Source organism: Wenzhouxiangella sediminis (assembly GCF_003410055.1).
GTDB lineage: Bacteria > Pseudomonadota > Gammaproteobacteria > Xanthomonadales > Wenzhouxiangellaceae > Wenzhouxiangella > Wenzhouxiangella sediminis.
Genome location: NZ_QUZK01000041.1, coordinates 209,498 through 215,505, shown reverse-complemented (window position 1 = coordinate 215,505; position 6,008 = coordinate 209,498). Strand labels below are relative to the sequence as shown.

5 protein-coding genes are annotated in these 6,008 nt (G+C 64.1%); 1 reads left to right on the top strand and 4 read right to left on the bottom strand.

What is annotated here, in order from left to right; translation table 11 throughout:
* Nucleotides 1-358: 358 nt before the first annotated feature.
* From DZC52_RS11110 to DZC52_RS15390, 3 genes are all read right to left on the bottom strand, one after another.
* Nucleotides 359-925: a hypothetical protein gene (locus DZC52_RS11110; protein ID WP_147307672.1), complete on the bottom strand. Its 567-nt coding sequence runs from the start codon at nt 923-925 to the stop codon at nt 359-361.
* An 80-nt stretch (nt 926-1,005) separates the two neighbouring features.
* On the bottom strand, nt 1,006-1,506 hold the full coding sequence (locus tag DZC52_RS11105) for a hypothetical protein (protein WP_147307671.1): 501 nt from the start codon (nt 1,504-1,506) through the stop codon (nt 1,006-1,008).
* A gap of 53 nt (nt 1,507-1,559) precedes the next feature.
* Nucleotides 1,560-1,898 (bottom strand): hypothetical protein, encoded by a 339-nt coding sequence (locus DZC52_RS15390; protein WP_147307670.1) that lies wholly within the window; start codon nt 1,896-1,898, stop codon nt 1,560-1,562.
* A 202-nt stretch (nt 1,899-2,100) separates the two neighbouring features.
* Between DZC52_RS15390 and DZC52_RS11095 the strand changes: the two genes are divergently transcribed.
* Nucleotides 2,101-2,628, top strand: a complete 528-nt coding sequence (locus tag DZC52_RS11095) for a pseudouridine synthase (RefSeq protein WP_116651202.1) — start codon at nt 2,101-2,103, stop codon at nt 2,626-2,628.
* A 150-nt stretch (nt 2,629-2,778) separates the two neighbouring features.
* Here DZC52_RS11095 and DZC52_RS11090 read toward each other — a convergent pair whose 3' ends face one another.
* Nucleotides 2,779-5,940, bottom strand: a complete 3,162-nt coding sequence (locus tag DZC52_RS11090; protein WP_116651201.1) for an Ig-like domain-containing protein — start codon at nt 5,938-5,940, stop codon at nt 2,779-2,781.
* Nucleotides 5,941-6,008 lie beyond the last annotated feature (68 nt).

The window sequence follows — 6,008 nt, the reverse complement described above, 5'->3', positions numbered from 1 at the left end:
AGGCAGCTAGGGCTAGCACTAGAAGTACCGATCTTAGAGGCATATTGATACTCGCCAGTTAACTAGCAACTAGGTGGAAAAAAGGTGGTATAGCGACTAAATCGGCAAAAACGCCGTTTAGTCTGCAGGGGAATTGGACGGGCTCGGGTAACCGCCTGATTCTTCTGGCGTTTGAGCTTCTACGGGTGATTTCTATACTGCAAATTTGCCACATAACACGCGTCGCTTGCCCTATCCCTCGCCCGATATTGCCCATTCAGTCCGGCCGATTCAAGCCCTGCAGCATCGGCGGGCCGTACTCCAGGTTGGTTGCGGTGGCGCGGTCTGGAAATCGCTCGGAGTGACGGCACCGGCCCGATCAGTCTCGGCAGCCGTAGGCCGCCGAGTAAGGGCGATTGAAGCACTTCAGGAATCCGTCGACGACTTCAAGATTCGGGGGCCAACTGATGTCCAATTCGTTTCCGGCCTGGTCCACGGGCCGGAAATCCTCTGGCGCTTCGAGGCCTGCTAGCGCATCGCGGCTGCGCTCGAGCGCCTCCCGATCCCGCTTCGGGAATGCGATGGTGGCCTCGACGTAGTGATTCCAACCGAAGCTGTCTCGCTCGGGACTCTTTCTGGTTTGCTCGAACAGGGCAATTGCACGTTCCGTCTGACCCAATCCCGCACGCACCTGGGCTTCGTGGAATATCAGCGTGATGTCGCGTTCATCCCTGCGGCTTCTGTATTCCTCGATGAGATCGGCTGCGGCTTCCCGGCAGTGCGGCATCGCAGCGACTCGACGCCATCCGCCGTCCAGATCCTGGTCGAACGACGAAACATCGAGGGAGAGCAAGCGTTCTCTATCCTCAATGCAGCTGGCCGCACCCGAACCAGTCGTAAGACATGCCAGCAGAGCAAATAGCAGTAGCGATGATAGAGAGCGCATGGAAAGCTTCCTGAGTGATTGAGTTCGATATATCAGATTCACGACATCAGCGAAACGGCCGGCCGCGCTTGAACCGGGCGTCAATGGTCCTGGCCCGGAATTGATGTTCGACCGCTGTCATCCCGGACCAGAATCTCGATGGGTCTTCCTTCCGCCTGCTTTCCGGGGCGGCACCAGATTCTGGAGCTTGCGCGCAACACGAACTTTCCGGGCTGATCGAATACAGCGCTGCGTGAGTGATCCGATCGAGGGGTCTTATTGAAACGAACTCCGGCGGACGGCGTAGCTTCCCAGCGGAGGTTGTCGGCAACTTCTTCCTCATGACTTTCCGGCGGATGCCTCAGCCAGCACTGCCCGCTGTCCAACTCGCGCTTTTCGACAAGCTTCCACTCACCGCGGCTCCAACGCTCTGCATGGAGCACGACGGGTTCGCCCACCGAAACTTCCAGCGCGGACGCACGAACGGCCAGTTCGACTTGCGGCTCGGATTCGGGAACATAGACTTCGCGCGGCGCCTGGTCGCAAGCCGAAAGTCCCAGCAATGGAACCAGAGCAATAACCCACCTTGATGCCGGGCTCATCGACGACCAGCCCTTCTGCCGGATGTTGCGTGCAGCCCACCAGGAATTCGATATCAAGTGACCCATGCAAGGAATGCCAGAATCATGAGTCCGACCGCGCCCAGAAGATGAACCTTGTACATGTTCGGATTCTTGTCGCGATGGTAGACCTCGTATCGGCCGATTGCGTAACCCGTTCTGAATACGGCAATTGCGTAGTAACCCGCCAATGGTATGGAAACGGGGAAGATCCAGGAAAACACCCCTTCGATGAGGAAATTCAGCGCTCCCAATGCAAGGATCACGAACACGAACAACGACTGAGCGAACTTGACGGGCTCGGCCTCCTCCGGAATCTCCTGTACTGAAAACACTTGCCGTTCTACCTGCTTGGCGACCTGTTGCAGGCTCATGATCACCAACTGATCCAGAGGTTGGTCTGTCTCGCCCTTGCCGGGTTGGCTGCCACGCAAGCTGCAACTCTTGAAGGTCGCCCAACCCCCGAGAGGCGTTGCGCAGTAAAAGGGGCAGATACTGCCCGCTCCGCAAGTCCGATTCAAGGCTTCGAGGGATGCCAGCCTGCAGGCGGCCGCGGCAGCGTCTATCCTTCCCCGCATGCTGATTGCCTTCAACAAACCCTTCGGCGTGCTCTGCCAATTTACCGGCGAGGGGCCGACGCTCGCGGATTATGTGGACGTGCCCGGCGTGTACCCGGCCGGGCGGCTGGACAAGGACTCCGAAGGGCTGCTGCTTCTGACCGACGACGGCAAGCTGCAAGCCCGGATTGCCTCGCCGAAGTTCAAGTTGCCGAAGACCTACCGCGTACTGGTGGAGCGCGAGCCTTCCGAGGAAGCGCTGGAGCAGTTGCGCCGGGGCGTCGAGCTGAAGGACGGCTGGACACGGCCGGCGGAGGTTCGGCGGGTCGACGAGCCCGAAGGCCTGTGGCCGCGGGATCCGCCGGTGCGGTATCGCAAGAACGTGGTGGACGTGTGGCTGGAGATCGTGCTGCGGGAGGGGCGAAATCGGCAGGTGCGGCGGATGACGGCGGCGGTTGGTCACCCTACCCTTCGACTGATTCGGTGGTCGATCGGGGAGTGGTCGGTCGAGGGGTTGGCGCCCGGGGAGTGGCGACGGATTGGGTGACAGGGGTGCGTGCGGGGTCTAAACCGTAGATGGGAGGTCCCGGACAAGCGCGTTGCGCTTTCCGGGACGACGGATTCTTTGCTTGCGGTCTCCTCTGACGCGGTCTGCCGCTGGCGCCGGCGGGCTGGCCGCCGGCGCCATGGCAAGACTTCAGTTGCTCTCGAAACGATCCTGGAAGAGCGGCTCGAGGGCGATGGAGAACTGGATGACCAGGCTGTCGTGGTCGGTCATGCCCAGGTCTTCCTCGCCCGTGGGCGGAGTTTCCTCATAGCTCTCGGGTGCGTCGGCGTTGCCGCGCGTGTAGGCCGCGGAAACGAAAAACGGCCGGGCCGAGCTGCTGATCAGCGCGTGGTCGAGCGCCTGCGCCTGGCCCTGGAACACGAAGCTGTAGCGTTCGGCCTGCGGCAGGGTCTCGGTCACGATCTGCATCGCCGGCGAGGTGATGGGCGCTTCCCAGAATTCGTTGTCGGCATCGACGGCCGTGCCGGCGACCTGGCCGACCACGTCGACGTAGCCGTCGGTGAATTCATAGGCGTTGAAGTCGCCGATCACCACGACGGGCACGTTCGGCTGGCTGGTCTGCAGGTCCTGCACCATCTGGGCGATGGACTGGGCCTGCTTGAGGCGCTTGGTCTTGATGCGCTCGGCCTCGCTGCCGTCGATGCCGCCCAGCGAGCGGTTGTGCACCACCAGCAGGTTGACGTCGAGCGTGTCCTCGCCGTCGGCGAAGCGCGCCTCGAGCAGCAGCGGCGGGCGGTCGTGCAGCAGCGAGCCGTCGTAGTCCAGGATTTCCGCCTCGCCCAGCTGGTCGACGCCGAGCACGGTTACGTCCGAACGCACCAGGTAGCCGACATCGATGCCGCCGACGTCGTTGCCCTCGATCAGCTCGGAGCTGTAGCTGAGCGTGGCGTCCAGGGTGGCGATCTCCGCGGCCAGGTCGTCGAGCACGCCCTGCTTTTCGACTTCCTGGAAGGCGATCACCGCCGGGGCGTTCATGGCGTTGACGATGTGATCGGCAAAGCGGGCCAGCCGGGCTTCGTAGACGGCCGTGGACTCGACGGGCTCGTCGATGCCGGGGTCGTCGATGTCGTCGAACAGGCGCAGCACGTTGATCGAGCCGATGGCCACATCACCGGCCTGCGGTGCCGGCACCGCGCCCGGCAGGGTGGGCTCTTCGAGAATGGTCAGGCTGCTCGGCCACAGCTCGTAGTCGCCGAAGCTGTAGCCGAGCACGCCTTCGGCCTGCACGCGGGTGCCGCCGAACAAGGCGGTTGCCGGCAGGCCCAGCGCGGCGGGGCTGATCTCGAAGACTTCCGGGTTGCCGTCCCAAACGGGCAGGCCGGGCAGGCCCGGCTCGAGGATGCCCGGTTCGCGGAAGGCACGCTCGGCACCGGCCTTGATCGACACCTCGGCCAGCGGCTCGTTGCCGAAGCCCTGGTTGCCGGAGCTGACCATGCCCTCGGGCAGGCTGATTCGCATGCCCTCGTAGCATTCGAACTCGATGGCGCACGAAGGCGCGTCCGGGTCCGAAGAAGGCACGTTGGCGTCGAAGACCACGGCCGTCGGCAGCGTGGCGCCGCCGGAGGAAACGGTCACGATCGGGTTGTTGGTGAACTCGGTGAAGTCGAAATACTCGACGATCTCGCCTTCCACGTTGACGACGTCGCCGACCGCCACGGTGGGTGCCGTGCCGGTGTAGACGTAGATACCGTTGGAGGTATCGACGCTGGCGTCGGCCCGGGCATCGGGCGTCTGGATGAAGAAGCCTTCGGGCCCGACGGCGGTGACCACGTTGCCTTCGGTGGTCACGACCTGGCCGGCGAAGGGCGAGGCGGCACCGGCGCCCTGGATCTGCCAGATCTCGAGCACGCCCGGATCGGTCTGGAAGCTCCAGGAGAAGTCTTCGGCGGGCGAATCGCCCTGGCCGTCGACGATCTCGGCGGCGACGACGGTGGCGTTACAGGTCACGCCCGCGGGATAGTCCGCATCCGGAGTCAGCACCAGCTGGGTGACGCCGCTGTCCGGCAGACCGCTCAAAGTCTGCGCATTACCGCCGCATTCCAGGGTTACCGCGCTGGCGGTGGCGTCGATAGCTTCGCTGAAGTCGATCAGGATGCCGCTGTTGACCGGCACGCCGGTCTGGCCGTCGGTCGGATCGGTGGCGGTCACGGTGGGCAGGTTGGTGTCCGGGCAGCCGTTGTCGACGCCCGGCGTGCCGTTTTCGGGGCTGAAGTTCAGCAGGTCCCAGGTACCGTCGCCGTCGGGGCAGCGGAAGATGCCGGCCGGCAGGAAAGCGCCGTCCGGGCCGACGGCCGTGGCGCTGTAGAGTACCGGCGAGTCGCCCGCGGTCACGGCCACGTCGTCCGCAATCGCCGTCCAGGGCGTCACGTCGAGTACGCCGTCGTCGTTGGTATCGAGGTCGTCGGATACCGCCCCGGTGAAGCCGCTGACCAGCAGATAGGTGGTGGAGTCGTTGCTGAGCGTGTTGTCGGGGAACGACTGATCGCCGGTAACGCCGTAGGTCGCGTCCGCTTCGGGCGACGTGATCGCCCAGTAGCCGTCGGCGGGAACCGAGCCGGTCAGGTCGAAGTGCACACTGACCACACCCGGATTGACGCTGCCGTTCGTGGTGCCCGCGAGCACGATCAGGTCCAGGCCGCTCAGGTCGGCACCGGCCGGGCCCGCCAGTTCGATGAACTCGGCGTCGGTTCCGGTATCGCTGATGCCGATCTCGTTGAGCATCGGCGTCGGCACGCTCAGGGTCTGGCCGTTGTTGACCGCACCCGGTGTTTCGGCAGCAGGCGCCGACCAGGTGAAATCGCCGTAGCCGGAACCCGAGCCGCCGAGCTGCAGCGATTGACCCACGGCCGTGCCCCCACCCTCGCTGACGCCGATGTCGGTCGAGGTGGCGCCGCTGGCGGGGCCGTCGGTCGCGGTGAAGCTGCCTTCGTAGCTGAGGAACTGCACCAGGGCGCCGCCCTCGACCAGGGCGATGCCGTCGGGCCCGCCGTTCTGGATGCCGGAAATGGCCTTGTCGTAGATGGTGAAGCCCGAGACCGGCGTGGCGGTAAAGGTATCGAGCGTGTGCGTGCCGTAGCTGGTGCCGTTGCTGCCGTTGTAGAGCACCACTTCGATGCTCGCCGGCGCTGTGCCGACGGAATCGGCCACGACCACTTCGACGAATTCGCCGACGTCGGCACCGTCGTTGTCGTAATGGAATTCATTGATCCAGAGATCCTGCGCCCAGGCGGGCGCGGCGGCCGCAAGGGCCAGCAGGCACGCGGCGATGGCCGCGGTTGCAGATTGCTTCACGGGTGGACTCCCTATTCTCTTGCGTACAACAAAGCGCAAAAGTCTAGCGCCGATTCATTGCGAAAGCA

Excerpts from the sequence above, each read along its gene's own strand:
- DZC52_RS11110 (WP_147307672.1), bottom strand. The coding sequence starts at position 925 with ATGCGCTCTCTATCATCGCTACTGCTATTTGCTCTGCTGGCATGTCTT.
- DZC52_RS11095 (WP_116651202.1), top strand. The coding sequence starts at position 2,101 with ATGCTGATTGCCTTCAACAAACCCTTCGGCGTGCTCTGCCAATTTACC.
- DZC52_RS15390 (WP_147307670.1), bottom strand. The coding sequence starts at position 1,898 with ATGAGCCTGCAACAGGTCGCCAAGCAGGTAGAACGGCAAGTGTTTTCA.
- DZC52_RS11105 (WP_147307671.1), bottom strand. The coding sequence starts at position 1,506 with ATGAGCCCGGCATCAAGGTGGGTTATTGCTCTGGTTCCATTGCTGGGA.